We start from the raw sequence: 23,869 nt of genomic DNA on the forward strand, positions 1-23,869 counted from the left end.
TATGTGACATGCGCCAAGGCAGCCACACAACGCCTCGTCTCAGGCTTCCACCTTCAGCACGATCTTGCCGGTGTGGCCCGAGCTTTCCATGCGGGTATGCGCCTCTGATGCACGCTCCAGCGGGTATTCGCTGTCCATCACCGGGGCAAAATGACCTGCCGCGATCATTGGCCAGACGTGGGTTTCGACCTCGCGCGCGATCCGGGCTTTGGCGGCATCCGATTGCGGGCGCAGGGTGGACCCGGTGATGGTCAGCCGCCGCATCATCATCTCGGCAAAGTTCAGCTCGATCTTCGGGCCTTGCAGAAACGCGATCTGCACAAGGCGGCCATCATCGGCCAGCGTGCGGATGTTGCGCGGCAGATACGACCCGCCGACCATGTCGAGGATCAGATCCGCCCCGCCCATGGCCTTGACCTCTGCCGCCCAGTCTTCGGTCTTGTAATTGAAGGCGCGCTCGGCCCCCAACGCCTCACAGGCCATCACTTTTTCGGCGCTGCCTGCGGTGGTGAACACGCGCGCGCCAAGGGCGCGGGCGATCTGAATGGCGGTTGTGCCGATACCCGACGCCCCGCCGTGCACCAAAAACCGCTCCCCCCCGCGCAAGCCGCCGCGCATCACCACGTTGGACCAGACGGTGAAGCAGGTTTCAGGCAGGCAGGCGGCTTCCTTCATCCCCATACCGGCAGGAACCGGCAGCGCATGTGCCTCATGCGTCGTCACGTATTCTGCATAGCCGCCGCCGGGCAACAGCGCGCAGACCTTGTCGCCCACACTCCACCGGGTGACGTTCGGCCCCAGTTCCACCACCGTCCCCGACGCCTCCAGCCCCGGCAGGGGCGAGGCATTGGCCGGCGGCGCATAAGACCCCGCGCGTTGCAGCGCATCGGGGCGGTTCACCCCGGCATAGGCCACGCGGATCACGACCTGACCGTGACCCGGCACCGGAACCGGCATCGTGGCGGGCGTCAAGACCTCCGGCCCGCCGGGTTCTGAAATCTCAACGGCGCGCATGGTGTGGGACAGGGTCATAGGGGGTCTTTCAATGGGGGGCTTTCAGCGGAAACGGTCCATCATCTTGCCCGGCAGATCATCGGGAATGTCAGGCTTGCGGATCTTTTCCATCAGTTTCATCGGCCCGGCAAGCAAGGCTTTGGCGACAGGGTTCTCGCGCAGCGCGGCCTTGGCTTTTTCAATGCTCATGACATTCTCGATCCGGCGGTCAAGGAATTCCCATGTTGCCTGATGCCCGGGGCTGTCATCGCCCAGCCAGAACAGCACGGTGGCGGAATAGACCGCCGAAAGCGTGGCGCGCTTGGTATACCAGTTCACATCCCGGCTGGTGTCGCCAAGCGCGCTCCAGATCGCATCCGACGTGCCCCAGACCGCACGGGCCCCGTCAGCTGTATGGATCGGCAGCGCAAACAGGGTCGACCCCCGGCGCACCGCCTCTTTATCCTCCACCAGTTCCAGCCGCAGGCGGACAGCGGTGACGATCCGGTCGCGGTAGCGCAGGGCCGCCAGATCGGTCGCGGCCAGCCTCTCACGCATCAGCGCGTCGCCACGCCGGTGATAGGCCAGCGCCAGATCGACCCCGCCGCGCGGGAACAGCGACCGGGCCAGCGCCTCATGCACGCCCGATTCGGCAATCGCGGCGCGCAGGGTGGTTTCAGACCAGCCGTCAAACGGCACATGCAGCAAAGCGGCATCCAGCACACGGTCTGCGGGGGTGGGTGTGGTCTCGGTCGTCATGTCGTCATCCTTTACGTCATGGCAGTGGACAGGGGCCAATGGCTTTGTTATAGCGCAGCCTGCCTGCACAAACAGTGCAACTCTAACCTAGGAAGGTGGTGACAACCACATGCAGGTCAGCGTCCGTGACAACAACGTTGAGCAAGCCCTTCGGGCCCTCAAGAAAAAGCTCCAGCGCGAAGGCGTGTTCCGCGAAATGAAGCTCAAGCAACATTTCGAGAAACCCTCCGTCAAAAAAGCGCGCGAGCAAGCCGAAGCCGTTCGCCGTGCGCGCAAGCTTGCGCGCAAAAAGGCATTGCGCGAAGGCGGCGTTTAAGTCGTTCTTGGAATGCTTGGGTGGGCGGCGCAAGCCCCCGCCCCCCGATCAACCCCCGTCCGCAAGGCCGGGGGTTTTTCTTTGCGCCGCCGCGTGGGCGAGCCCGGTGCAAGGGCAACACCTGGTCATTTCCGAACAGTCGCTGTGCAACGGGCCTGCAATTGAAACGGCGGGCTTCGTGCTTAGCTGCAGTGCAGCACAAACCAAGGATACGACCATGACGTCAGACACGCTTTTCCGCCCGTTCACCCTCAAGGGCATGACCCTGCCCAACCGCATCGTCATGGCCCCGATGACGCGGGCGATGGCAAAGGACGGCATTCCCGCTGCAGCGCAGTCTGATTATTACCGCAAGCGGGCGATCGGCGGCGTCGGCCTGATCCTGACCGAAGGCACGGTGATCAACCGTCCCGCATCGCGCAACCTGCCAGGCATTCCGTTCTTTCACGGCGAACAGGCGATGGCAGGCTGGAAAGATGTCGCCAAAGCGGTTCATTCCGCAGGCGGCAAGATTGCCCCGCAGATCTGGCACACCGGATCGACCCGTTCGGGCAAGTGGGAGCCGGAGGCAGAGGTGGAAAGCCCCTCGGGCCTCGTCGGCCCGGGTGAGCCGCGCGGACGCGCGATGACCGAAGACGATATTGCCGACACCATCGCCGCCTTTGCCGCTGCCGCGAAAGACGCGAAAGCCGCCGGGTTTGACGCGGTGGAGTTGCACGGGGCGCACGGCTATCTGATCGACCAGTTCTTCTGGTCCGGCACCAACACCCGCACCGACGCATGGGGCGGCGCGACGATTGCCCAGCGGTCACGCTTTGCCGCCGAAATCGTCAAGGCCGTGCGCGCAGCACTTGGGCCTGACTTTCCGCTGATCCTGCGGGTCAGCCAGTGGAAGCAGCAGGATTACACCGCACGGCTCGCGACCACGCCTGCAGAAATGACCGACTGGCTGCTGCCGCTGGTCGAGGCCGGGGTGGATATCCTGCACTGCTCGCAACGCCGGTTCTGGCTGCCGGAATTCCCGGAGTTGGACGGCGAAGAGGGGCTGAACTTTGCCGGTTGGGCGAAAAAGCTGACCGGGGCGGCCACCATAAGCGTCGGGTCTGTGGGTCTCAATTCCGACTTTGGCGGTGCCTTTGCCGGTGAAGCCTCGCAGAAAACCCCGCTGGACGGTCTGATCCGGCGGATGGAGCGGGACGAGTTCGACCTGATCGCCGTGGGCCGCGCGCTGATTTCAGATGCGGACTGGGTGCGCAAAGTGCGCGAAGACCGCCCGCAGGACATGGCAGATTTCAAAGCATCGGATCTGGCCGTACTGGCGTAAGCACCATATCCGGCGGCCCCATTGGGGCTGCCGGGCACGCGCCGTTCACGCCGCAATCGCCGTGGTTTTCACCACGGTCCGCAGCGCGAAAGACGACTGCATCTGCCGCACGCCCGGCAGGCGCGACAGGAATTGCCGGTGGATACGGGCAAAATCCTCGGTATCCTCGGCCATGATCTTCAGCAGATAATCGGCCGAGCCTGCCATCAGGTGACATTCCAGAAGATCGGGCACCCGCGCCACCTCGCGCTCAAACGCGTCCAGCAGGTCTTCGGCCTGACTTTGCAGGGTGATTTCCACAAACACGGTCGTCAGCCGCCCCATTTTTCGGGTGTCGAGCAGGGCAACATAGCCCGCGATATACCCCTCCTCCTCCAGCCGCTGCGTGCGGCGGTGACAGGCCGAGGGCGACAGATTCACCCGTTCGGACAGGTCGGCATTGGTGATGCGGCCATCGCGTTGCAGCACGTTCAGGATGCGGCGGTCTGTTGCGTCAAGATCCATGGGCTTGGTAATTTCTTTCGCCAGATCGGGTTTATGCGCGGCATTCTACGCAAAACCCGCCCTTCTGTCGCGGGAAATTCAAAGAAGTGACGGCCAATCGGCGCGACACTGAGAGTCATAAACCAAATAAACATCAGGGAGTCATCATGAAAATCGGTTGCCCGAAAGAGATCAAGCCACAGGAATTCCGCGTCGGCATGACGCCGGATGCTGTGCGCGATGCGGTGGCGCATGGCCACACGGTGCTGATGGAAACCGGCGCAGGCGTGGGCGCTGGCTTTACGGATGATGATTACACAGCGGCGGGCGCGCAGATCGCGCCGGATGCCGAAACCGTGTTTGCCGAGGCGGGCATGATCGTCAAGGTCAAGGAACCCCAGGCGGCCGAGCGCAAGCGCCTGCGCGAAGGGCAGGTGCTGTTCACCTATCTGCATCTGGCGCCTGACCCGGACCAGACCCACGACCTGTTGTCGTCTGGCGTGACCGCGATTGCCTATGAAACCGTGACCGACCGGGCGGGCGCGCTGCCGCTGCTGGCCCCGATGTCCGAAGTGGCAGGGCGGCTGGCCCCGCAAGTTGGCGCGTGGACCCTGCAAAAGGCCAACGGCGGACGCGGCGTGTTGCTGGGGGGCGTGCCGGGCGTGCTGCCCGCGCGTGTGGTGGTGATCGGCGGCGGCGTGGTCGGCACCCATGCGGCGCGGGTTGCAGCGGGTATGGGGGCAGATGTGGTGGTGCTCGACCGCTCGCTCAACCGGCTCCGCTATCTGGATGATGTGTTCGCCGGGCAGTTCCATACCACCTATGCCAGCGGTGCCGCAACAGCGGCGGCGGTGGCCGAGGCGGATCTGGTGATCGGCGCGGTGCTGGTCCCGGGGGCGGCGGCCCCGAAACTGGTCAGCCGGGCGCAGTTGGCGACGATGAAGCCGGGCGCGGCGATTGTCGATGTGGCGATTGATCAGGGCGGCTGCTTTGAGACCAGCCGCGCCACCACCCATCAGGACCCGATCTACGACGTGGATGGAATCATGCACTATTGTGTCGCCAACATGCCGGGGGCCGTGGCCCGCACCTCGACGATTGCTCTGGGCAATGCCACCCTGCCCTTCTTGCTGGCGCTGGCCGACAAGGGCTGGAAAACCGCCTGCGCCGATGACCCGCACCTGAAGGCCGGGCTGAACACCCATGCCGGGCATCTGACCTATGCCGCAGTGGGTGAGGCTTTGGGTCTGCCATCGCTAAGTGCTGATGAGGCAATAAAAATCTGACGCGGCAGGCCCCTGCCGGTGCAGGGGCCATTTCCCTCTACGCGCTGCGCTGCTGCAGCGAGTCGCGGATTTCTTTCAGCACATCCAGCTCTGTCGGGCCGGGGGGCACTGCGGCGGCGGCCTCTGCCGCCTCTTGCCGGACCATCTGCCGCTTGAGGCGGTTCACCGCCTTAACCAGCAGGAACACCACCCAGGCGATGATCATGAAGTTGATGATGGCGGTGATGAAGGAACCATAGGCGAACACCGGCACCCCGGCCTCGCGCGCGGCGGCGAGTGATACCGGGTCTGTTCCAGACAAGTCTATGTAAAGGTTAGAGAAATCAACGCCGCCGGTGATCAGGCCGATGATCGGGTTGATCAGGTCGGCCACCAGCGAATTGACGATGGCGGTAAAGGCCGCGCCGATGATGATGCCGACCGCAAGGTCGACCACATTACCTTTGGCGATGAAGGCTTTGAATTCATTGATCATAGTCACATATCCCCTTTTGGCTGCCGCCTTGCCGGAGGCTTGCCTGATCCCACATGCGCCGTTGCGCCGCTTGTTTATGGCACAGGCGGACGCGGTTTCGCAGGGGGAAAACGCGCGCGACACCCCGCCAGATTTACGTATGGCAAACGTATGGCCTGCGTATGGCTTACGTCTGGTTCAGGGCAGGCTGCGGACCATGGTGACGGCGCGGGAGAAGCCGAACACATGGCGCAGCGGGCCAAGGGTTTCGCTGCCAAAGGCTGCGAAGCCCAGACGCTCATACAGCGCGCGGGCGCGGATGTTGGTGTCGATCACTTCCAGCCGGATCGCGGGATAGCCGCGCGCCACCGCCTCGGCCATCAGTGCGGCCAGAAGCGCGCTGCCGACCCCGCGGCTGCGCTCGTCACGCGCGACGCAGATGCCGTCGATCAGGAAGCGGTGATTGTCGGTATCGCTTTGCAGCAGGCCCAGCAGACGGCAGCGCCATGCAGCACCAATGCGGCCATAAATGGCCTGCACGTCCTGCGCCTCGCCGCCCGCAAAACTGCCTTGGGGCGATTTGAACCCGGCGATGCCCAGCAGCCGCCCGTCATCGGCCACCGCGCAAAAGCAATGATCAGCGCGCATCACCCGCAGCAGGAAGGCGTGCGCCCGCGCCTCTGGCCCCATCACCCGGCCCAGCTTGCCGCCAAAGGCCTGCCAATACAGATCGGCCGCCTGCGATTTCAGGTGTTCGGGAAGGCCAAGACTGACATGCACCCTGTTTGTCCCTTTTCAGTCGCGTTCAAAATGCCTAAGCCGTGGGGGACGCCCGGTAAAGGCCAAAGCATGACCCCCGTCCGATCTTCGTTTCTGCGCGGCTGCGTGGCCTCTGCGCCCTTTGTGATTGTCGTGATCCCCTTTGCGCTGCTGTTTGGCGTGGTGGCGACCGAGGCCGGGTTGAACCTGCTTCAGGTGATGCTGTTTTCGTTCAGCGTGTTTGCGGGCGCGTCGCAATTTGCCGCCGTGCAGCTGATGCAGGATCAGGCGCCGGTGCTGGTGGTGCTGGCCACCTCGCTCGCCGTCAATCTGCGGATGGTGATGTATTCGGTGGCGATGGCCCCGCATCTGGGCGCGGCCCCCTTTGGCACCCGGGCGCTGATGGCGTATTTTCTGGTGGATCAGAGCTTTGCCGCCAGTCAGGCAGAGTTTGAGCGCCGCCCCGATCAGCCGCTGGCCGACAAGGTCGCGTTCTTTTTCGGCACGGTCACGCCGATTGCGCCGATGTGGTTTGTGGCCACCTTTGCCGGGGCCGTGGTGGGCGAGGCGATCCCGCCGGAATATGCACTGGATTTCGCGGTGCCGATCACCTTTCTGGCGATTTGTGCGCCGATGCTGCGCAGCATTCCGCATGTGGTTGCGGCGGCGGTGTCCATTCTGGCGGCGCTGCTGTTGGCGGGGCTGCCCTATGGCACCGGCTTGTTGCTGGCGGCGGCGCTGGCGATGGCGGCGGGGGCCGGGGCCGAGGTGGCGCTGACACGGAAAGGCACGGCACATGAAGATTGATCCGACCACGTTCTGGATCGTGCTGCCCGCGCTGGCGATCGGCACCTATCTGATCCGGCTGTCGTTTCTGGGGGTGCTGGGCAACCAGCCGCTGCCTGCGGGCTTGCGCCGCGCGCTGCGCTATACGGCGGTGGCTATCCTGCCGGGGCTGGTGGCCCCTGCGGTGCTGTGGCCCGCAGCAACCGGAGGCGCAACCGACCCGGCCCGGCTGGCCGCCGCCTGTGTGACGCTGGTGGTGGGGATCATCACCCGCAGCGTGATCGGGGCGATCATGGCCGGGGGTGTCACGCTGTACGCGGTGTTGTGGCTGTAAGGCGTGTTCTGTCTGACCGGCAGGTCAGACAGAATAAGGTCAATCCTGAACGCGCGGATCGTCTGCCTGCACAAGCAGGACACCATGGTTGTTGTCGGCATCCGAGTCGGTAATCTTGCGGCTGGTAACGCCGGGCAGCTTGGCGAAGGCTTCCATATATCTGGCGGGATACCAGGTGGAGGGCAGCGACTCGAACCCCGGTACATCGCGGAGAATGGCCGAGATCGATTTGGTGCATTGCGCCTTTGGCACGGCGCCATAGGCTTTGGCCCGCTGCGCCACCAGTTCCGCCACGCCGGGCGAGACAATGACCGTCTGCTCGACCACATCGAACGTCTCGCGCGCGTGATAGTCGATGTAGAAGGCGACCATCTTCGGCGTCATGCCGAAATGCACGTCGTTGCGTTCCGGCAGGCGCGGATGATGCCAGGTGCCCGCCGGGTCGAACATGATGCGTTCGGACCCGTTGATCAACAGACCGGAATGGGCACCCGACCCGTCCCGTGTGGACAGGACCGTGAACAGGGTGATCGACGACGGGCCATTGTGCACATAGCGCGCCTGCGCCACTGCCTCGTCAGTGGCCCACTTGGGTTCGGCCACGCAGGCACCAAGCGTCAGCGTCGCCACAAGGGCGATGATCAGGCGAAGCATGTGAGTGTGCCTTTCAGGCGTTGACCAAGGCCATGAAAACCAGGATGCCGATGCTGATGCAGGTTCCCCATGTCACCAGGCGGATGAACCCGGCAAAGGTTTTTTCCTGCGCGGTGGTATCCATGCTGCCATGCTTGTGTTCGGCCATGATGTCACATCCTCTGACTGGTCTTTTCCCGCTGATATCCGATTCAGCGGCCCCTGTCACGGGGCCGGAGATGCGACAAACCTGACTGTGACATGCGGCGTTTTTGCAGGGAGTCCGGTGTGCGTTACAGCCTGTGCCACAGCCAGGCCCCTTCGGGCGACAGGGACCGCGATACCCGGCCCTGATGCAGCAGATGGTTCAGATGCGCCACTGATTCGACCAGCGCCATGCCATAGGCCGGGCCGGTGATCTCGCGTTTGAACAGCGGCACAAAGCAATCGGCGGCGGTGCGGGGGGTGGCCAGATGCGCGGCCAGACGGTCCAGCGCGCCGATGTGGTTGTCGATCATCTGGGTCAGCCGCAGCGGCAGGCCGGTGAAGGGCAGTTTGTGGCCGGGCAGCACCAGCTGGCTGTCGCGCGCCAGCGGCTGAAACCGGCGGCAGCTTGCCAGCCAGTCGGCCAACGGGTCGGCATCGGGTTCGGTCGGGTAGACGCCGATATTGGCGGAAATGCCGGGCAGCAGCTGATCGCCGCCAAGGATCAGATCACCCGACCAGAAGGTGGCATGATCGGGCGCGTGGCCAGAGCCAAAGCGGATGGTCCAGTCGCGCCCGGCCATATGGATGGTCCCGCCATCTTGCAGGGCGGTGAAGCCCAGCGGCATGGGGGCCACCACATCGCAGAAATTGAACGGGCGCTGGGTGGCGCGGTCTGCCAGCATTTCGGCGGACATTCCGGCGCGCTGATAGAACGTCTGGGCCTCGGGCCCCGGCAGGGGCTGGTCGTCGAGGGTCAGCATCCGGGCATAAAGCCATGCAGTGCGCGGCATCGACAGCGCGGCACCCTGCGCCTGAAACCAGCCGGCGAGGCCGACATGGTCGGGGTGGTGATGGGTGACGATCACCCGGCGCACCGGGCGGCCTGCCAGCGGGCCATCGAGCAGCGCCTGCCAGATTGTGCGGCTGCGTTTGCTGGCCAGCCCGGTGTCGATCACGGTCCAGCCTGTCCCATCGTCCAGCGCATAGACGTTGACATGGTCCAGCGCCATCGGCAGCGGCAGGCGCATCCACAGGATGCCGGGTGCGACCTCGGTCGCCTGCCCTTCGGTGGGGGCTTCGGGGAACGGGTGGCGGATGCCGGTCAGGCCGTCAGCGCTCATGCGGCGAAATCATCGGGCGTCAGCGCATAAAGATCGGCGGCGCCGATCCGGGTCTGCGCCAGCAGGCCGGAATGCTCTGGCAGCAGCCGTTTGATCGCCACCCGGGCCAAGGCCGCGCGCGGGCCGGTGCCGCCTTCGGCCCCGGCGGCCTTCAGGTGGAAATGCGCGCCCAGCACCAGCGCGAAGGCGCGCAGATAGGGCACGGCCCCGGCGAAACGGTCGGTCAGTTCCTGCGCCAGCAAGCCTTCGGTCGCCTCGCGCAGCGATTCGCAGGCCTGCCAGACATCTTCGGCCAGATCGGGGAACCCGGCGCGGGCCGATTGCGCGCCCATTTCGATTTCGCGGATCAGGCGGAAGGCGGCTTCGCCGTTATCCGCCATCTTGCGGGCCACAAGGTCCATCGCCTGAATGCCGTTGGTGCCTTCATAGATCGGGGTGATGCGGGCATCGCGCAGGAATTGCGCCGCGCCGGTTTCTTCGATGAACCCCATGCCGCCATGGATCTGCACGCCCTCGGACGCGACCGCGACGCCGACATCGGTGCCGTAGGCCTTGGCAATCGGGGTCAGGAAGGCGGCGCGGGCCTTCCAGTCCGGCTGGCCCGTGGCATGGCCCATGTCGATGGCCACAGCGCAGGACAGGCCGATGGCGCGGGCGGAAAACACCTGTGCCTTCATCGTGGCCAGCATCCGGCGCACATCGGCATGGCCGATGATGCTGGGCGTCGCCGGGTCTGCAGTGCGGCCCTGCTGCCGCGTCATCGCATAATCATAGGCATGCTGATACGCCGCCTCGGCCACGCCCACGCCTTGCAGGCCAACACCAAGCCGGGCGTTGTTCATCATGGTGAACATCGCGGCCATCCCCTTGTGCGGGGCACCGACCAGCCAGCCCTTGGCACCATCGAACTGCATCACGCAGGTCGGGCTGCCGTGGATGCCCAGCTTGTGTTCCAGACTGACCACCGACAGGCTGTTGCGCGGGCCGGGTTCGCCCGCAGCATCGGGCAGGAATTTCGGCACCAGAAACAGGCTGATGCCAGCGGTACCGGGGGCACCATCCGGCAGGCGGGCCAGCACCAGATGGATGGTATTGGCCTGAAAATCCGAATCCCCCCAGGTGATGTAGATTTTCTGCCCGCTGATGGCGTAGCTGCCATCGCCGTTCGGTTCCGCCTTTGACCGCAAGGCGCCCACATCTGACCCGGCCTGCGGCTCGGTCAGGTTCATCGTGCCGTTCCAGTCGCCGGAGATCAGCTTGGGCAGATAGGTGGCTTTCAGCTCATCGCTGGCGTGATGCTCCAACGCCTCGATCTGACCTTGCGTCAGCAGCGGGTTCAGCTGCAGCGACAGGCAGGCCCCCGAAAACATGTCATTGACCGCGCTGGCAAGGGTCAGCGGCAGGCCCATGCCGCCATGCTCTGCCCCGGCGGTGATCGCGACCCAGCCGCCTGTCGCCAAGGCACTGTAGGCCTCGGCATAGCCGGGCGAGGTGCGCACCACCCCGTTTTCCAGCCGCGCCGGATGGGTGTCGCCCGCGCGGTTGACCGGGGCCAGCACCTCTGCCGCCAGACGACCTGCCTCTGTCAGCACAGCCTCGACCGTTTCCGGCGTGGCTTCGGCAAAGCGGTCGGTGGCAGAGACCTGAGCGAAGCCAACCACATGATCCATCAGGAATCGCAGGTCGGACAGGGGGGCGCGGTAGGGCATCGGAACCTCGGGTCTGGGTGGCTTGTCTTGGCAAAGGCGGCGGGCGGGCGTATGGGCGATGGGCATAAGGTTAGCCATGGGGGCCGACCTCTCAAGCCCTACGCTGCGTCACATGACATTTGATACGCAAGACCTTAAGCCTTCGGACGAAGGCATTGCCCGCGCCGCCGCAATCTTGCGGGCGGGCGGGCTGGTGGCGATGCCGACCGAAACGGTCTACGGGCTGGCGGGCGATGCGCGCAATGGCGTGGCCGTGGCGCGGATCTTTGCCGCCAAGGCGCGGCCCACGTTCAACCCGCTGATCGCGCATGTGACCGGGGTGGCGATGGCAGAGTCGCTGGCCGTGTTTGACGACCGGGCGCGGGCGGTTGCGGCGGCATTCTGGCCGGGGGCGCTGACACTGGTGCTGCCGCTGCGACCAGATGCCGGGCTGTCGCCCTTGGTCACGGCAGGGCTGGACACGGTGGCGATCCGCTGCCCGGCGCACGCCGTGGCGCAGGCGCTGCTGCGGGCCTTTGGCGGGCCGCTGGCGGCCCCTTCGGCCAACCCATCGGGGCGGGTATCGCCGACGCGGGCCGATCATGTGCGGCAGGGTCTGGCGGGGCGGATTGAGGCTGTGCTGGACGGGGGGCCTTGTTCGGTGGGGATCGAATCAACAATTCTGGGGCTGGACGGCCCGCCCGCGCTGCTGCGCCCCGGCGGCATTCCGGTTGAGGCGCTGGAGGCGATGCTGGGGCCGATTGCCATGGGCGGCGATGCGCACAAACCCAACGCCCCCGGTCAACTGGCCAGCCATTACGCGCCCGAGGCCGGGGTACGGCTGGGGGTGACGGAACCTGCGGCGGGTGAGATCTGGGTGGGCTTTGGCCCCGGTTGCGAAGGGGCGGCGCTTTCCCTGTCGCCCGATGGCGATCTGGTGGAGGCGGCGGCGGCGCTGTTCCAGACGCTGCGCGAGGCGGACGCGCTGGCCGGACCGGGCGGGCGGATTGGCTTTGCGCCGGTGCCCGAAACCGGGCTGGGCCGCGCGATCAATGACCGGCTGCGCCGGGCGGCGGCACCGCGGCCCCCGGTTCAGCCTTAATCAAACACACCCATCACCCGGCCAAACAGCATGAAGGCGCGGGCGGTGCGGGTGTCGGCCAGATCGGCGATTTCGGCATCGGAGGCGTTCTTTTCAAACTGCTGGAACATCCGGTCAAAGGTGCGCAGGAAATGGTGACCGGCATCGCGGAACACCGGGTCTTCACGCATCCGCCCTGCCGTCAACGCCAGAGACGAGCGGTCGCGCACGCCGCCGATGGCCGCAATGCCGCGCCCGCGTTCGCCGGCGGCAAAGCGCCGCCACAGCTCTGGCCGGGCGCGGTCGGGGCGCAGGTCATCCATGTAGATGCCTTCCTGCGACAACAGGGTCAGCACATCCTGCGCCGCGCGGATCAGTTTGGCGACATCGCGGTCTTCCAGCGCCAGCCGCAGGGCGCGGAAGCCGTCACGGTCATCCGGGTTTTCGGGGAACTGCAGCGCGCGGATGAAATCGCTGACCGACAGCGGCGCCCGCAATGCATCGGCGGGCGTGCCAAGGGCCAGACCGGGTTGTTCTTCGCCGGGCGGCGGGGCAGGTGCCGGGATCAGCGCTGCCTTGCGGTCAGCCGAGGCCTGGGTCAGCACCGCATCACGACGCGAGGAAAAGGTGGCCAGCGCGGTTTCGGTCTGCCGGGCAATTTCCTCCAGCTTTTTGTCGACCGACGGGTGCCGCGCGGCGGCCCCGGTCTGCTGGCTGCTGATATAGGCGTTGCGCATGGCATCGACCGAGGCCTGCAGCCGCGCCGCCTCTGTGCGCAGCACGCGGACCGAGCGCAGCGTGGTGACCGCCGCCCAGATCAGCGCCAGCGGCAGAAACACCACCAGCAGGGTCATCACCAGCCCCAACGTGCCGGTGCTGTCTGATCCGGCACCTTCGGGCGCGGTCACCACATAGATGACCACTGCCGCCACCCAGACCACCGCCAGTGCTGCCGCCACGATTTCAGTCATTGAAACGCCCGGCTCTTCGCCGCGGGCAAAGGCCGCCGGGTCGCTGCGTTTGTCGGCACTGTCGGGCATTGTCGCCTCGTTCCGTTCCGGGGTTCAGACGTAACGGATGCTGAGCACTTCATAGCTGCGATCCCCGCCGGGGGTCTTCACCTCGACGCTGTCGCCTTCGTCCTTGCCGATCAGCGCGCGGGCCAATGGCGAGCGGATGTTCAGCAGCCCGCGTTCGATATCGGCCTCGGTCTCACCGACGATCTGGAATTTCTTTTCCTCGTCGGTGTCTTCATCCACCAGCACCACCGTAGCCCCGAATTTGATCGAGCCGGACAGCTTGGTCGGATCAATGACCTCGGCCAGCGAGAGAATACCTTCCAGCTCTTTGATGCGGCCTTCGATGAAGGACTGCTTTTCGCGGGCGGAATGGTATTCGGCGTTCTCGGACAGATCGCCATGCTCCCGCGCTTCGGCAATGGCGCGGATCACCGCCGGGCGCTCCACCGATTTGAGGATTTTCAGCTCTTCATCCAGAGCATCATACCCACCGCGGGTCATCGGGATCTTTTCCATCGTCATCTTCCACGAAAAGGGAGGCCACGGCCCCTGTCGGGGGCCATGGCCCGGCGCTTACTGAACATTACCCAAGCGGATGGCGACATGAATTGCAAGGGGGCATGGCGCCCGAAGGCGGCACCTTGTTGCCCACAGGACAGAAAGCCGCCCGCCAAAGAGAAATATAATTGCCCCAATGCTGCAATGCGGAACCGTGATGTTGCGTTACGGTTGACCGTGGGTGCGCCATCGGGCAATGACGGTTCCAGCAAAATCAACAGACCAGATACCGGGCCTGCCCGGCGAGCGGAGACCTAAGATGAGCCAGATCACGCGCGAGAAAATGGATTATGACGTGGTTATCGTGGGCGCAGGCCCGGCGGGCCTGTCTGCGGCGATCCGGCTGAAGCAGCTGGATGCCGATCTTTCGGTCGTGGTGCTGGAAAAAGGGTCAGAGGTGGGTGCACATATCCTGTCGGGCGCGGTGCTGGACCCGTCGGGGCTGGACGCGCTGCTGCCGGACTGGCGCAGCATGGGTGCGCCGATCAAGACCCTGGTGACGGAAGACAATTTCTACATGCTCGGGCCTGCCGGGCAGATCCGCATTCCAAGTTTTCCAATGCCGCCGCTGATGGGCAACCACGGAAATTACATCGTGTCGATGGGCAATGTCTGCCGCTGGATGGCGGGCGTGGCCGAGGGGCTGGGGGTTGAAATCTTCCCCGGCATGTCATGCAGCGAGCTGGTGTATGACGGTGACCGTGTGGCCGGTGTGGTGGCGGGCGAATTCGGGCGTGACCCGGCAACCGGCGAGCCGGGTGCATTCTACGAGCCGGGGATGGAGCTGCACGGCAAATACGTGTTCCTGTCCGAAGGCGTGCGCGGGTCTTTGGCCAAGCAGGTGATGGCGAAGTACGACCTGTCCAAAGGCCATTGCCCGCAGAAATTCGGCCTTGGCATGAAGGAAATCTGGGAGATTGATCCGGCCAAGCACCGTGAGGGCACGGTCACCCACACCATGGGCTGGCCCTTGGGCAAGAACGCGGGCGGCGGGTCGTTCATCTATCATCTGGAAAACAATCAGGTTTACGTCGGCTTTGTGGTCCATCTGAACTACGAAAACCCGCATCTGTACCCGTATATGGAATTCCAGCGCTTCAAGCATCACCCGATGGTGGCTGACCTGCTGGCGGGTGGCAAACGCGTGGCTTACGGCGCGCGGGCGATTTCCGAAGGCGGCTATCAGTCGATGCCGAAGATGGTCGCGCCGGGCGTGGCGCTCCTGGGCTGTTCGGTCGGCATGGTCAACGTGCCGCGCATCAAGGGCAACCACAACGCCATGCTGTCGGGCAAGGCGGCGGCAGAGGCTGCAAATGCCGCGATCAAGGCCGGGCGGCAGGGCGACGAGCTGGCCGATTACGAGGCAGAGGTGCGCGGTGGTGCCATTGGGCGCGATCTGAAAAAGGTGCGCAATGTCAAACCCTTGTGGTCAAAGTACGGCCTGATCGCCAGCCTGTTGGGTGGGGGTCTGGACATGTGGACCAACACGCTTGGCTTTTCGCTGTTCGGCACGCTGAAACACGGCAAATCCGATGCCGCGGCAACCGGGCTGGCATCGGATTTCGCACCGATCGACTATCCGCGCCCCGATGGCAAACTGTCTTTCGACCGGCTGACAAATGTGGCCTACAGCTTCACCAACCATGATGAAGCGCAGCCGTCGCATCTGAAGCTGAAAGATCCGTCGATCCCCATTGCGGTCAACCTGCCGAAATATGCCGAACCGGCGCAGCGCTATTGCCCGGCGGGGGTCTATGAGGTGGTGGTCGAAGAGGGCAAGGAGCCGCGCTTTGTGATCAACTTCCAGAACTGCGTGCATTGCAAGACCTGCGACATCAAGGACCCCAGTCTGAACATCGTCTGGACCACGCCGCAGGGGGCGGGCGGGCCGAACTACCCCAATATGTGAGGCGGCATGAACGGACCGGGGCGGGAAGACATTCTGATGTTTATCGAATCCCGGTCCGGTCGGCGGCTGACGCAGATGCAAGAGGCCGATGTGCTGGCGGCGCTGGACGCCGATGGCGATGCTGCCGCAGCCTTCATGGCCAGCTTTGCGGCCCGGTTCGGGGTGGACCTGACCGGATATGAACCGCGCTTTCATCACCGTGACGCGGGCCGCGTCCTGCGCCCCGGCTGGCCGTTTGCGCCGCCGCATCTGTTCGGGGTGCGCCTGCCGGTTGCGGTCAGCACGCTGACACAGGCCGCGCAGACCGGGCACTGGCCGGTGATCTATCCGGTGCTGACCGTGGCCCCATCGCGGCAATGGCTGAACGTGCCGCTGATCGTGATCGGGCTTCCGGTTCTGGCGGGGCTGGTGATTGCGGTCCTGCGTCTGCTCTGACATTTGCGCGATCATCGCCTGATCCCGCCCGCCGCCATTGCCACCGGCAAGGGCGACAGCTAGTTTTGCGCACAATGACCTTTGGAAAAGTGCACAAATGACCCACGCTTTGCCGCCCCGTCTGACTGCCCTGATGCTGGCGGCCCTGATCTTCGTGCAGCCGGAGGCGCTGGCCGCCCAGACCGAACCGGAAACACCGACCGAACCCGCAACGCAAGTGATGGAGCCAGGCGACGCCGGGGCCTATCTGGCGGCGCGTTCAGCGGCGGTGCAAAGCAATTTCCGCGAAGGCGCGCGCTGGTTTGCCCGGGCCCTGCAAAGCGACCCCGACAATATGCAGATGCTGGAAGGCGCGATCCTGTCCTACATCGGCGTCGGTGATTTTGCGAACTCCGCCGGGGCCGCTGCACGGCTGACCGAGCTTGGCGGTCGCAGCATCGGGGCCAACATCGCGCTGCTGGTCCGCGACGTGCAGGCCGAGGATTACGATGCGATCCTGACCCTGCCCGACAGCCGCAAGATCGGCAACCTGCTGGACGATCTGACCCGCGCCTGGGCCGAATTCGGCAAAGGCCGGATGTCGGAGACCGTGGCGGCGTTTGATACCATTGCCCGCACCGACGGGCTGAAAGCTTTTGGCCTGTATCACAAGGCGCTGGCGCTGGCCGCGGTCGGGGATTTTGAGGGTGCCGATGACATTCTGTCGGGCCGGGCCGAAGGGCCCTTGGTGGTCAATCGCCGGGGTATCATCGCCCATATCCAGATTCTGAGCCAGCTGGAGAAGTTCGACGACGCGCTGGCCCTGCTGGAACGCAGCTTCGGCACCGAACCCGAACCGGAGCTGCTGGCCCTGCGCACGGCCCTGCAGGCCGACACGCCGCTGGCCTTTGATGTGGTGCGCAGCGCAAAGGACGGCATCGCCGAGGTGTTCTTTACCGTCGCCGTCGCCCTGAACGGTGAGGCTGAGAATGGGTACACCCTGCTGTATGCGCGGGCTGCCCTTGACCTGAAACCCGACCATGCCGAAGCATTGCTGTTGTCGGCGGGATTGCTGGAACAGTTGCGCCAGCCGGAACTGGCCGGCGACACCTATGCGCTGCTGCCAGCCGGTCACCCAAGTTTCCATGCCGCCGAAATCGGCCGCTCGGCCACCCTGTTCGCGCGCGACCAGAAAGACGAGGCGGTGGCCGTGCTTCAGGCGCTGTCGGAAAGCCATCCGACGTTGCTGATGGTGCAGATGGCCTATGGCGACGCGCTGCGCCGGGTGGACCGGTTTGAAGAGGCGGCCAATGCCTATGATGCCGCTGTGGCACTTGTCCCTGACCCGCAAGACCGGCACTGGGGCCTGTTTTACGCCCGGGCCGTGGCGCATGAACGGTCTGATCAATGGGACAAGGCCGAAGCCGATTTTCGCAGGGCGCTGGCGTTGAACCCCGACCAGCCGCAGGTGCTGAATTACCTTGGCTACAGCTTTGTCGACCGGGGTGAGAATCTGGACGAGGCGCTTGGCATGATCGAACGCGCGGTCGCCGCCCGCCCGGATGCGGGCTATATCATCGACTCCTTGGCATGGGCCTATTTCCGGCTGGGCCGTTACGCCGATGCGCTGCCGCAGATGGAACGGGCCAGCCTGCTGGAGCCTGTTGATCCGGTGGTCACCGACCATCTGGGCGATGTGTACTGGGCAGTCGGGCGGCAGCTGGAGGCGCGGTTCCAATGGCGGCGCGCGCTGTCTTTTGACCCGGTGGAAAAGGATGCGGCGCGCATCCGGCGCAAGCTGGAAGTGGGGCTGGACGCCGTGCTGGTCGAAGAGGGCGCGCCGTCTTTGCAAGCGGTGGCGAATGGCAACTGAGGCGCCCGTCACCGAATTTGCGCCCGCCAAGATCAACCTGACGCTGCACGTCACCGGGCAACGCGCCGATGGCTACCACCTGCTGGATTCGCTCGTCGTGTTCGCCGATGTGGGTGACCTTGTGTCGGTGCGCGCGGCGGATGGGGTGCAGTTGCAGATCACCGGACCGCAGGCAGCCGCGCTGCCGGTGACGGAGGATAACCTTGTGCTGCGCGCCGCACGGCTGATGGGCGGGCAGGCGGGACTCGTGCTGGAGAAGATCCTGCCAGTGTCTTCGGGCATCGGCGGCGGGTCGGCAGATGCCGCCGCCACCCTGCGGGCGCTGGCGCGGCTGCACCGCCAGCCCCTGCCGGAGGACAGCGCCGTGCTGGCCCTCGGGGCCGATGTTCCGGTCTGCCTGACGGGCCGCGCCGCCCGGATGCAGGGCGTAGGGCAAGTGCTGACCCCGGTGCCGGATCTGCCGCAGGCCTGGCTGGTGCTGGTCAATCCGGGCGTGGCCGTGGCAACCCCTTTGGTCTTTCGCGGGGTGACCCGCAAGGACAACCCGCCGATGCCGCAACTGCTTCCGCCCGTCCCCAGTGTTGCGGCGCTTGCCGCCTTCCTGAAGCAGATGCGCAACGATATGGAAGCGGCGGCGACGGAACTTGCGCCGGTGATCGGCAGCGTCCGGTCGGCCCTGTCGGCCCAGCCGGGGTGCCTGCTGTCGCGGATGTCGGGGTCAGGGGCCACCTGCTTTGGCCTGTTCCACCATGAGAAAACCGCCCAAGCCGCCGCCCGCGCCATTCACGCCGCGCAGCCCGATTGGTGGGTCGCCCCGGCGCGGATGCTCAGCTGATGCGTTCGACCACGTAATCGGCCAGATCGGCCAGCATGTCGCGCAGATCATGCTCGGGCAGACTATTCAGCGCCGCACGGGCCTTTGCCGCCCAGGCCAGCGCATTCTGACGCGCCGCCTCCATCGTGCCGTGCCGGGCCATGATTGCGCGGGCGTGATCCAGATCGCCGTCGCGCTGGTCACCTTTTTCGATCACCCGCTCCCAGAACGCCCGTTCTTCGGGGCTGGCCAAGGCCACGGCCTTGATCACCGGCAGGGTCAATTTCCGTTCGCGGAAATCGTCGCCGGTGTTCTTGCCGATGGCCACGTCAGTGCCGCCATAATCGAGCAGGTCATCGACGATCTGAAAGGCGATGCCAAGCGCATCGCCATACTCATACAGCGCCTGCACCTGTGCGGGCGTGGCCCCGGCGATCACGCCGCCCACCTCTGTCGCGGCAGAGAACAGGGCGGCGGTCTTGCCGCGCACCACTTTCAGGTAAATGCCTTCATCCGTGCGCAGATCCTGCGCGGCGGTCAACTGCAACACCTCACCCTCGGCAATCACGGCGGACGCATTGGCCAGTATAGCCAGCACACGCATGTTGCCGGTTTCGGTCATCAGCTGAAAGCTGCGGGCGAACAGGTAATCGCCGACCAGCACACTCGATTTGTTGTCCCACAAAAGGTTCGCTGTGGGCCGCCCGCGCCGCTGCGCGCTTTCGTCGACCACATCATCATGCAGCAGGGTGGCGGTGTGAATGAATTCAACCGTCGCCGCCAGATGCACATGGAAAGGCCCGTCATAGCCACACAGCCGCGCTGCCGCCAAAGTCAGCATCGGGCGCAGCCGTTTGCCCCCCGCCTCGATCAGATGCGCGGTTACCTGCGGGATTCGGGGTGCGTGTTCGCTGGCCATGCGGTCGCGGATCAGCAGATTGACCGCATCCATATCGCCTGCCAACCATGCAGACAGCCGTTCCTGCGGCTTTTGCGCGGGCTGCCCTGCTGCCATGTGATCCAAACTCATCCCCTGTCTGCTCCACTCTCGCCTTTTCATGGAAAAGACCATAACTCTGGGCGCATGAAAGAGCTATTGCGCACCAACGACATCACCGTGATCGCCTATGCACAGGCCCTTCTACAGGGCGAGGGTATAGCGACCTTTGAAATGGACGTCCACATGAGCATCCTTGATGGCAGCCTTGGCATATTGCCGCGTCGGCTGATGGTACGCGATTCCGATCTGTTCCTCGCGCGCAGCGTGCTGCGCGACAATGATATCGACCTTGGTCAATAGAGGCAGGGTCCGCGATGTTCGGTGATGCCGATCTGACCGATGACAAATTCCTCTGCGGCAGGCTGAACCTGCTGCAACCCGCCCGCGGCTACCGTGCGGCGACCGATCCGGTGCTGCTGGCCGCCGCCTGCCCGGCGCAGGCCGGTCAGCGCGTGCTGGATATCGGCTGCGGTGCCGGGGCGGCCAGTCTGTGCCTTGGCGCGCGGGTGCCCGGCGCGCAGCTTTCGGGGCTGGAGGTGCAGCCCGCCTATGCCGATCTTGCCCGGCGCAATGCGGCGCGCAACGGCATTGCCATGCAGGTGCATGACGGCGATTTGTCGCAGATGCCGGCGGCGCTGCGGGTGGATTTCGACCATGTCATCATGAACCCGCCCTATTACCCGCCCGCAGGCACACGCTCGCCGGTCGCGGAACGCGCCCGTGCGATGCAGGTCGACCTGCCGCTGGGCGACTGGGTGCTGGCCGGGGCGCGCAGACTGGCCCCCGGCGGCTGGCTGACGCTGATCTGTGGCACCGACGGTCTGCCCGCCGTACTGGCTGGCATGGCAAAGCTGGGGTCGATCGCCGTGCTGCCGCTGGCCCCGCGCGAAGGGCGCACCGCGCTGCGCATCATCGTGCAGGCGCGCAAGGGCGGGCGCGGGCCGTTCCGGCTGCTCTCCCCGCTGGTTATTCATGCCGGACAAGCCCATGACGGCGACCGCGAAAGTTACACGCCAGAGGCGAGCGCGGTTCTGCGCTCAGGAAGTGATCTTTTGGCGCGTTTTCGCTGAATTTGAGACAACAGCCGTGACCTTCCTGTCGATTTAGGGCGACACGACTCGGGTCTTGTGATGCAATCGTCATACTTGAACCGACCAAAGGAGGGTTAAGATGACCGTTGCTTCGCACCTGCAGGAACTGCGCCGCAAGCATGAGCACCTCTCGGAAATCGTCGAACGGGAGCAGCGCAGTCCGGCAACGGATGGCCTGAAGATCGCCGATCTGAAAAAGCAGAAAATGAAGCTGAAGGAAGAAATCATCCGCCTGGCGCAGGCGTAAACGCCCTAGGGTTTTGGCGCGGCGGCGCTTGCCCGCGCCGCCAGCGCAGCCCCCCCGGCAATCAGCAGCGCGGCCACGCCGATAACCGGGGTGGCAGGCGTAACCCCGGCAGCAATAAGCGCCAGCGTGGACAGCAAGGGCGCAGCATAAGAGGCGACTCCAAGCATCTGGATGTCGCCTTTTTTCATGCCGATATCCCAGGTAAAAAATGCAAGCCCCACCGGCCCGAGGCCAAGCGCCAGAACCGACAGCCAGCCGAGGCCCGTCGCCGGCCAGACCGTTTCTTCCAGCGCCAGATGCGCCCCCAAAGACAGCGCTGCGGTGGCCAGACAGAACACCGTCACGCTTTCGGTCGGCACCTTGCCCAGACGCCGCGACAGCACCGAATACCCCGCCCAGGTGATCGCGCAACCAAAACCCAGCAGCAGACCGGGGGCCGAGGCCCCGGTCAGATCAACCCCGCCGCGCAGCACGATCAGCGCCGCCCCGGCAAAGGCCACCAACGCGCCGATGATGTGCTGGGCGCGCAAACGCTCCCCCGGCAGCAGGCCCGAGAACAATACGATGAACAGCGGCCACAGATAGGCGATCAAGCCGGTTTCCGCTGTTGGTGCGATGCGGAATGCGGTGAAGTACAGGAAGTGATAGCCAAAAAGGCCAAGAGTGCCAAAGGCATAGACCTTCCACGATACCTGGCGCAGCACCCCGAAGCCGCGCCGCGCGGTCCAGATCAGACCCAACCCGCCGCCAATGCCGAAACACAGGGCGTTCAGCAGGAATGGCGGCACCGGGGCCGATCCGATGGTGAAAAGCGCCAGCAGCGCCCACATCAGAACGGCGGAAAAACCGATGGCGGTGGCCTTGCCCTGTGTCACGTTTCCGCCCCTTTGCACCCGTCAACCGGCGCAGACCAGACGCCAGCGGCGCGCCCGGGTCAAGCCCGGACTTGCACTTTGCGGGCAGCGGCAATGCACAGACTGCATGGCCTCTGCCCTTGCAATACTCTGAAAGGACAGGCATTTTCAAACACAGGGAGGACATGTCCATTCAAGGAATGTCCGATGGAAACCTCAGTGAAGATCGACCACGACGCAATCATGCGCGAAGCCCGCGCCTTGCGTGCCCAAGCCATGGCAGACCTGATGCGCAGCATCATCAGCTTTTTCCGCCGCAAGCCAATGGGCGGCATGGCGAAAGTCTGACAGAACAGGGCCGCCCCGCTTGGGACGGCCCTTTCCTTTTGTCAGGCCGGATCAGACGAAATACTGGCCGCCATTCGCGGTGATCGTGGCCCCGGTGATGAAACCGGCATCTTCTGCCGCCAGAAACACCACGCAACGCGCAATTTCCTCAGGCTCGCCCAGACGGCCCACCGGAATTTGCGGGATGATGCGTTCGTTCAGCACCTTTTCATCAATCGCCCGCACCATTTCGGTGCCGATATACCCGGGGCAGATCGCGTTGACCGTGATGCCTGCCCGTGCGCCCTCTTGCGCCAGCGCCTTGGTAAAGCCCAGATCGCCCGACTTGGCGGCGGAATAGTTCACCTGCCCGGCCTGCCCCTTTTGCCCGTTGATCGAGCTGATGTTGATCACCCGGCCAAACTTGCGGTCGCGCATGCCTGTCCACAGCGGATGGGTCATGTTGAACAGCCCGCTCAGGTTGGTGTCGATCACCTCTTTCCACTGCCCGGGGGTCATTTTGTGGAACATCGAGTCGCGGGTGATTCCCGCGTTGTTGACCAGCACATCGACGGGGCCAAGATCCGCCTCCACCTGCTTGATGCCAGCAGCGCAGGCATCATAATCAGCCACGGACCATTTATAGGTCGGGATTCCGGTCTCTTTGGTAAAGGCGTTTGCCGCCTCTTCATTGCCGGCGTAATTCGCGGCAACCGTATAGCCAGCGGCTTTCAGAGCTACGGAAATCGCCGCGCCAATCCCGCGCGACCCCCCCGTAACCAATGCAACACGAGCCATGGTATCCTCCCTATTCTGGCAATCCTTGAAATATAGCTATCGTTAAGACAATGGGCGCGCAAGATTATTGCGCGCCCATTGCGCAGTTATTGTCCTAATTTCTTTTAACGCTCCAGGCACATGGCGACACCCATGCCGCCTCCGATGCACAGGGTCGCCAGACCCTTTTTCGCATCGCGCCGTGTCATTTCATGCAGCAGCGTGTTCAGGATGCGGCAGCCCGAAGCCCCGATCGGGTGGCCGATGGCGATGGCACCGCCGTTGACGTTCACGATCGACGGATCCCAGCCCATATCCTTGTTCACCGCACAGGCCTGTGCGGCAAAGGCTTCATTCGCCTCCACCAGATCCAGATCGCCAACCGACCAGCCTGCCTTGCCCAGCGCCTTGCGCGAGGCATGGATCGGGCCAACGCCCATGATCGACGGGTCAAGTCCGGCGGTCGCATAAGAGGCGATGCGGGCGATGACGGTCAGACCGCGCTTGGCAGCTTCTTCTTCGGTCATCAGAAGAACGGCGGCAGCACCGTCATTCAGGCCAGACGCATTGCCTGCGGTAACCGACCCATCCTTGGCAAAGGCAGGGCGTAGCTTTGCCATGCTGTCCAGCGTGGCACCGTGGCGGATATATTCGTCCTGATCCACCACCGTATCGCCCTTGCGGGTCTTTACGGTGTAGCCAATGATCTCGTCCTTGAACTTGCCGGCCTTTTGCGCGGCTTCGGCCTTGTTCTGGCTGGCC

Annotated in this window: 29 protein-coding genes; 14 read left to right on the top strand and 15 right to left on the bottom strand. The window is 64.7% G+C overall.

All coding sequences use genetic code 11. The annotated features are described in order from the left end of the window. Positions 1-39 precede the first annotated feature (39 nt). The gene (locus tag Q7J44_RS19405) at positions 40-1,032 is read right to left on the bottom strand and encodes an NAD(P)H-quinone oxidoreductase (protein ID WP_304882778.1); all 993 of its coding nucleotides are present in this window, start codon (positions 1,030-1,032) and stop codon (positions 40-42) included. Positions 1,033-1,056: 24 nt separating this feature from the next. Further along, positions 1,057-1,752: a COQ9 family protein gene (locus tag Q7J44_RS19410; RefSeq protein WP_304882779.1), complete on the bottom strand. Its 696-nt coding sequence runs from the start codon at positions 1,750-1,752 to the stop codon at positions 1,057-1,059. 109 nt (positions 1,753-1,861) lie between these two features. On the opposite strand from Q7J44_RS19410, the gene rpsU reads away from it, so the two are divergent. After that, on the top strand, positions 1,862-2,068 hold the full coding sequence (rpsU, locus tag Q7J44_RS19415) for a 30S ribosomal protein S21 (protein WP_100196301.1): 207 nt from the start codon (positions 1,862-1,864) through the stop codon (positions 2,066-2,068). A 217-nt stretch (positions 2,069-2,285) separates the two neighbouring features. Then, positions 2,286-3,392, top strand: a complete 1,107-nt coding sequence (locus Q7J44_RS19420) for an NADH:flavin oxidoreductase (RefSeq protein ID WP_304882780.1) — start codon at positions 2,286-2,288, stop codon at positions 3,390-3,392. A gap of 45 nt (positions 3,393-3,437) precedes the next feature. Here Q7J44_RS19420 and Q7J44_RS19425 read toward each other — a convergent pair whose 3' ends face one another. Continuing rightward, entirely contained in the window at positions 3,438-3,896 is a 459-nt protein-coding gene (locus Q7J44_RS19425; RefSeq protein ID WP_103332305.1) for an Lrp/AsnC family transcriptional regulator, read from the bottom strand. A gap of 146 nt (positions 3,897-4,042) precedes the next feature. On the opposite strand from Q7J44_RS19425, the gene ald reads away from it, so the two are divergent. Then, positions 4,043-5,161, top strand: a complete 1,119-nt coding sequence (gene ald / locus Q7J44_RS19430) for an alanine dehydrogenase (protein WP_304882781.1) — start codon at positions 4,043-4,045, stop codon at positions 5,159-5,161. A gap of 37 nt (positions 5,162-5,198) precedes the next feature. On the opposite strand, the gene mscL is transcribed toward ald, so the two are convergent. Together mscL and Q7J44_RS19440 are read right to left on the bottom strand one after the other, a co-directional pair. Further along, positions 5,199-5,642, bottom strand: coding sequence for a large conductance mechanosensitive channel protein MscL (gene mscL / locus Q7J44_RS19435; RefSeq protein WP_304882782.1), 444 nt, complete (start codon positions 5,640-5,642; stop codon positions 5,199-5,201). 171 nt (positions 5,643-5,813) lie between these two features. After that, entirely contained in the window at positions 5,814-6,395 is a 582-nt protein-coding gene (locus Q7J44_RS19440) for an N-acetyltransferase (protein WP_304882783.1), read from the bottom strand. A gap of 69 nt (positions 6,396-6,464) precedes the next feature. Between Q7J44_RS19440 and Q7J44_RS19445 the strand changes: the two genes are divergently transcribed. Together Q7J44_RS19445 and Q7J44_RS19450 are read left to right on the top strand one after the other, a co-directional pair. Then, the gene (locus tag Q7J44_RS19445; protein ID WP_304882784.1) at positions 6,465-7,181 is read left to right on the top strand and encodes an AzlC family ABC transporter permease; all 717 of its coding nucleotides are present in this window, start codon (positions 6,465-6,467) and stop codon (positions 7,179-7,181) included. Continuing rightward, entirely contained in the window at positions 7,171-7,494 is a 324-nt protein-coding gene (locus Q7J44_RS19450) for an AzlD domain-containing protein (protein WP_304882785.1), read from the top strand. The genes Q7J44_RS19445 and Q7J44_RS19450 overlap by 11 nt, the downstream gene beginning before the upstream one ends. 39 nt (positions 7,495-7,533) lie before the next feature. Here the strand turns inward: Q7J44_RS19450 and Q7J44_RS19455 are convergent, their stop codons facing one another. From Q7J44_RS19455 to Q7J44_RS19470, 4 genes are all read right to left on the bottom strand, one after another. Continuing rightward, positions 7,534-8,148, bottom strand: coding sequence for a hypothetical protein (locus tag Q7J44_RS19455; RefSeq protein ID WP_304882786.1), 615 nt, complete (start codon positions 8,146-8,148; stop codon positions 7,534-7,536). 13 nt (positions 8,149-8,161) lie between these two features. Next, positions 8,162-8,296 (bottom strand): aa3-type cytochrome c oxidase subunit IV, encoded by a 135-nt coding sequence (locus Q7J44_RS19460; protein ID WP_103332300.1) that lies wholly within the window; start codon positions 8,294-8,296, stop codon positions 8,162-8,164. Between the two features lie 124 nt (positions 8,297-8,420). After that, a complete protein-coding gene (locus tag Q7J44_RS19465) occupies positions 8,421-9,455 on the bottom strand; it encodes an MBL fold metallo-hydrolase (RefSeq protein WP_304882787.1) in 1,035 nt (344 codons plus the stop codon). After that, a complete protein-coding gene (locus Q7J44_RS19470) occupies positions 9,452-11,164 on the bottom strand; it encodes an acyl-CoA dehydrogenase (protein ID WP_304882805.1) in 1,713 nt (570 codons plus the stop codon). Before Q7J44_RS19470 ends, Q7J44_RS19465 begins: the two co-directional genes overlap by 4 nt. Positions 11,165-11,276: 112 nt before the next feature. On the opposite strand from Q7J44_RS19470, the gene Q7J44_RS19475 reads away from it, so the two are divergent. Further along, the gene (locus Q7J44_RS19475; RefSeq protein WP_304882788.1) at positions 11,277-12,245 is read left to right on the top strand and encodes an L-threonylcarbamoyladenylate synthase; all 969 of its coding nucleotides are present in this window, start codon (positions 11,277-11,279) and stop codon (positions 12,243-12,245) included. On the opposite strand, the gene Q7J44_RS19480 is transcribed toward Q7J44_RS19475, so the two are convergent. Together Q7J44_RS19480 and greA are read right to left on the bottom strand one after the other, a co-directional pair. Further along, the gene (locus Q7J44_RS19480; protein WP_304882789.1) at positions 12,242-13,264 is read right to left on the bottom strand and encodes a hypothetical protein; all 1,023 of its coding nucleotides are present in this window, start codon (positions 13,262-13,264) and stop codon (positions 12,242-12,244) included. The genes Q7J44_RS19475 and Q7J44_RS19480 overlap by 4 nt on opposite strands. A gap of 24 nt (positions 13,265-13,288) precedes the next feature. Next, positions 13,289-13,759, bottom strand: a complete 471-nt coding sequence (greA, locus tag Q7J44_RS19485; RefSeq protein WP_304882790.1) for a transcription elongation factor GreA — start codon at positions 13,757-13,759, stop codon at positions 13,289-13,291. Positions 13,760-14,060: 301 nt separating this feature from the next. Here greA and Q7J44_RS19490 point away from each other — a divergent pair, with 301 nt between their 5' ends. The 4 genes from Q7J44_RS19490 (at position 14,061) to Q7J44_RS19505 (ending at position 18,832) form a co-directional block, all read left to right on the top strand. Beyond that, the gene (locus Q7J44_RS19490) at positions 14,061-15,710 is read left to right on the top strand and encodes an electron transfer flavoprotein-ubiquinone oxidoreductase (RefSeq protein ID WP_304882791.1); all 1,650 of its coding nucleotides are present in this window, start codon (positions 14,061-14,063) and stop codon (positions 15,708-15,710) included. A 36-nt stretch (positions 15,711-15,746) separates the two neighbouring features. After that, complete coding sequence (locus Q7J44_RS19495; protein ID WP_304882792.1) at positions 15,747-16,145, top strand: hypothetical protein; 399 nt, start codon at positions 15,747-15,749, stop codon at positions 16,143-16,145. A 97-nt stretch (positions 16,146-16,242) separates the two neighbouring features. Then, entirely contained in the window at positions 16,243-17,997 is a 1,755-nt protein-coding gene (locus Q7J44_RS19500; protein ID WP_304882793.1) for a tetratricopeptide repeat protein, read from the top strand. Further along, a complete protein-coding gene (locus tag Q7J44_RS19505) occupies positions 17,987-18,832 on the top strand; it encodes a 4-(cytidine 5'-diphospho)-2-C-methyl-D-erythritol kinase (protein WP_304882794.1) in 846 nt (281 codons plus the stop codon). Before Q7J44_RS19500 ends, Q7J44_RS19505 begins: the two co-directional genes overlap by 11 nt. On the opposite strand, the gene Q7J44_RS19510 is transcribed toward Q7J44_RS19505, so the two are convergent. Beyond that, positions 18,825-19,841 carry a polyprenyl synthetase family protein gene (locus Q7J44_RS19510; RefSeq protein ID WP_304882795.1) on the bottom strand — a complete coding sequence of 339 codons (1,017 nt, stop codon included), beginning with the start codon at positions 19,839-19,841 and terminating at the stop codon, positions 18,825-18,827. The two genes, Q7J44_RS19505 and Q7J44_RS19510, sit on opposite strands and share 8 nt — an antisense overlap. A 54-nt stretch (positions 19,842-19,895) precedes the next feature. On the opposite strand from Q7J44_RS19510, the gene Q7J44_RS19515 reads away from it, so the two are divergent. The 3 genes from Q7J44_RS19515 (at position 19,896) to Q7J44_RS19525 (ending at position 21,149) form a co-directional block, all read left to right on the top strand. After that, a complete protein-coding gene (locus tag Q7J44_RS19515; RefSeq protein WP_304882796.1) occupies positions 19,896-20,111 on the top strand; it encodes a DUF2007 domain-containing protein in 216 nt (71 codons plus the stop codon). Between the two features lie 14 nt (positions 20,112-20,125). Continuing rightward, positions 20,126-20,881: a tRNA1(Val) (adenine(37)-N6)-methyltransferase gene (locus tag Q7J44_RS19520; RefSeq protein ID WP_304882797.1), complete on the top strand. Its 756-nt coding sequence runs from the start codon at positions 20,126-20,128 to the stop codon at positions 20,879-20,881. Positions 20,882-20,981: 100 nt separating this feature from the next. Further along, positions 20,982-21,149 carry a YdcH family protein gene (locus Q7J44_RS19525; RefSeq protein ID WP_304882798.1) on the top strand — a complete coding sequence of 56 codons (168 nt, stop codon included), beginning with the start codon at positions 20,982-20,984 and terminating at the stop codon, positions 21,147-21,149. Positions 21,150-21,154: 5 nt separating this feature from the next. On the opposite strand, the gene Q7J44_RS19530 is transcribed toward Q7J44_RS19525, so the two are convergent. After that, positions 21,155-22,024 carry a DMT family transporter gene (locus Q7J44_RS19530; protein WP_304882799.1) on the bottom strand — a complete coding sequence of 290 codons (870 nt, stop codon included), beginning with the start codon at positions 22,022-22,024 and terminating at the stop codon, positions 21,155-21,157. A 186-nt stretch (positions 22,025-22,210) separates the two neighbouring features. On the opposite strand from Q7J44_RS19530, the gene Q7J44_RS19535 reads away from it, so the two are divergent. Beyond that, on the top strand, positions 22,211-22,351 hold the full coding sequence (locus Q7J44_RS19535) for an RSP_7527 family protein (protein ID WP_304882800.1): 141 nt from the start codon (positions 22,211-22,213) through the stop codon (positions 22,349-22,351). 51 nt (positions 22,352-22,402) lie between these two features. Here Q7J44_RS19535 and phbB read toward each other — a convergent pair whose 3' ends face one another. Then, positions 22,403-23,128: an acetoacetyl-CoA reductase gene (gene phbB, locus Q7J44_RS19540; protein ID WP_304882801.1), complete on the bottom strand. Its 726-nt coding sequence runs from the start codon at positions 23,126-23,128 to the stop codon at positions 22,403-22,405. A 104-nt stretch (positions 23,129-23,232) separates the two neighbouring features. Next, positions 23,233-23,869, bottom strand: a 637-nt coding sequence (locus Q7J44_RS19545) for an acetyl-CoA C-acyltransferase (protein ID WP_304882802.1), incomplete at its 5' end; no start/stop codon positions are given.

This window comes from Pseudotabrizicola sp. (assembly GCF_030656345.1).
Lineage (GTDB): Bacteria > Pseudomonadota > Alphaproteobacteria > Rhodobacterales > Rhodobacteraceae > Pseudotabrizicola.